Source organism: Streptomyces sp. NPDC059456 (assembly GCF_042750055.1).
Classification (GTDB): Bacteria; Actinomycetota; Actinomycetes; order Streptomycetales; family Streptomycetaceae; genus Streptomyces.
Genome location: NZ_JBHYVA010000972.1, coordinates 1 through 2,275, shown reverse-complemented (window position 1 = coordinate 2,275; position 2,275 = coordinate 1). Strand labels below are relative to the sequence as shown.

At 69.9% G+C, this 2,275-nt stretch carries 2 protein-coding genes; one reads left to right on the top strand and one right to left on the bottom strand.

What is annotated here, in order from left to right; all coding sequences use genetic code 11:
• Window positions 1–127: 127 nt before the first annotated feature.
• Window positions 128–544 (bottom strand): Fur family transcriptional regulator, encoded by a 417-nt coding sequence (locus ACFXA3_RS41220; RefSeq protein ID WP_053784599.1) that lies wholly within the window; start codon window positions 542–544, stop codon window positions 128–130.
• 130 nt (window positions 545–674) lie between these two features.
• On the opposite strand from ACFXA3_RS41220, the gene ACFXA3_RS41215 reads away from it, so the two are divergent.
• Complete coding sequence (locus ACFXA3_RS41215; protein WP_385196420.1) at window positions 675–2,144, top strand: catalase; 1,470 nt, start codon at window positions 675–677, stop codon at window positions 2,142–2,144.
• The last annotated feature ends 131 nt before the right edge of the window (window positions 2,145–2,275 follow it).

The window sequence follows — 2,275 nt, the reverse complement described above, 5'->3', positions numbered from 1 at the left end:
GCGCCGCCGGCGCTGACTGCGCCGGCCCGCGCTCTCGCTGGTGCGGGGGGGTTCTGCGGGGCGCGGGCCGCCGAAACCAGCGGGCGCCGGGGCCCCGCGCGCGGGGCCCCTTCGTCAGTGCGGTTCCTCAGGCGCCCGCGCAGGACGGGCAGAGCCCCCGGTACGTCACCTCGACCGCCGAGACGACGAAGCCGAAGCGTTCCGCGTCGGGGAGGTCGGCCAGCGGGTTGCCCGACGGGTGCACGTCGCGGATCGCGCCGCACTGGGCGCAGACCAGGTGCTGGTGGGGCTGGTGGGCGTTCGGGTCGTACCGCTTGGCCCGGCGGTCCGTGGAGACCTCCAGGACCTCACCGAGGGACACGAGCTCACCCAGCGTGTTGTAGACGGTGGCGCGCGAGATCTCCGGCAGCTTGTCCACCGCGCGCGCGTGCACCTCGTCGGCCGTCAGGTGAACGTGGTCACCGTCGAGCACCTCGGCCACGACGCGCCGCTGTGCGGTCATGCGCCATCCGCGGCCGCGAAGTCGTTCCAGCAGGTCACTCATGGACACCAGCCTAACAGCGCAGGGTTCGGTGTAACTCCCGAACCTGTGTGGAGTTGGAACCTTACTTGACTTAGACAAAGTCCATCGTAGGATCGAGTGCAGCAAGGCCGAGGACAGGCACATGGCAGGAATGACGCAGGAGGCGCACGTGACGCAGGGACCGCTCACCACGGAGGCCGGGGCTCCGGTCGCCGACAACCAGAACAGCGAGACGGCCGGCGTCGGTGGTCCCGTCCTGGTCCAGGACCAGCTGCTGCTGGAGAAGCTGGCGCACTTCAACCGCGAGCGCATCCCGGAGCGCGTGGTGCACGCCCGCGGCGCCGGTGCGTACGGCACCTTCACCCTGACCCGTGACGTCTCGCAGTGGACCCGGGCCGCGTTCCTGTCCGAGGTCGGCAAGCAGACGGAAACGTTCCTGCGCTTCTCCACCGTCGCGGGCAACCTCGGTGCGGCCGACGCGGTGCGCGACCCCCGCGGCTGGGCGCTGAAGTTCTACACCGAAGAGGGCAACTACGACCTCGTCGGCAACAACACCCCGGTGTTCTTCATCAAGGACGCCATCAAGTTCCCGGACTTCATCCACACCCAGAAGCGCGACCCGTACACCGGCTCGCAGGAGGCGGACAACGTCTGGGACTTCTGGGGTCTGTCGCCCGAGTCCACCCACCAGGTGACCTGGCTGTTCGGCGACCGCGGCATACCCGCGTCCTACCGCCACATGAACGGCTACGGCTCGCACACGTTCCAGTGGAACAACGAGGCCGGCGAGGTCTTCTGGGTCAAGTACCACTTCAAGACCGACCAGGGCATCAAGAACCTCACCCAGGCCGAGGCCAACAAGCTCGCCGGTGAGGACCCCGACTCGCACCAGCGCGACCTGCGCGAGGCCATCGAGCGCGGCGACTTCCCGACCTGGACCGTGCAGGTCCAGATCATGCCGGCGGCCGACGCGGCCCAGTACCGCTTCAACCCGTTCGACCTCACCAAGGTGTGGCCGCACGAGGACTACCCGCCGATCGAGATCGGCAAGCTGGAGCTCAACCGCAACCCGGAGAACGTCTTCGCCGAGGTCGAGCAGTCCGTCTTCAGCCCGGCCCACTTCGTCCCCGGCATCGGTCCGTCCCCCGACAAGATGCTCCAGGGCCGCCTCTTCGCGTACGGCGACGCCCACCGCTACCGCGTCGGCATCAACGCCGACCACCTGCCGGTGAACCGCCCGCACGCCACCGAGGCGCGCACCAACTCCCGTGACGGCTTCCTGTACGACGGCCGCCACAAGGGTGCGAAGAACTACGAGCCGAACAGCTTCGGCGGCCCGCACCAGACCGGCCGCCCGCTGTGGCAGTCCGCCCCGGTGACCGGCGGCACGGGCAACCACGCCGCCCCGGTGCACTCCGAGGACGACGACTTCGTGCAGGCCGGCAACCTCTACCGGCTGATGTCGCAGGACGAGAAGTCCCGTCTGATCGAGAACCTGTCCGGCTTCATCGCCAAGGTCTCCCGTGACGACCTCGCCGAGCGCGCGATCGAGAACTTCCGCCAGGCGGACGGCGACTTCGGCAAGCGGCTGGAGGCCGCGGTCCAGGCCCTCCGCGGCTGACCGCCCCGCGCCGAGAGCCGGAGGGTGCGGACGCTTCGGGCCGTCGGACGCTGCCGTGGTATGGCGGTGGGGAGATCGCGGGGGGCGGCGACCCAGGGAGGATGTGGGGGGGGGGGGGGGCGGGGGCGGGG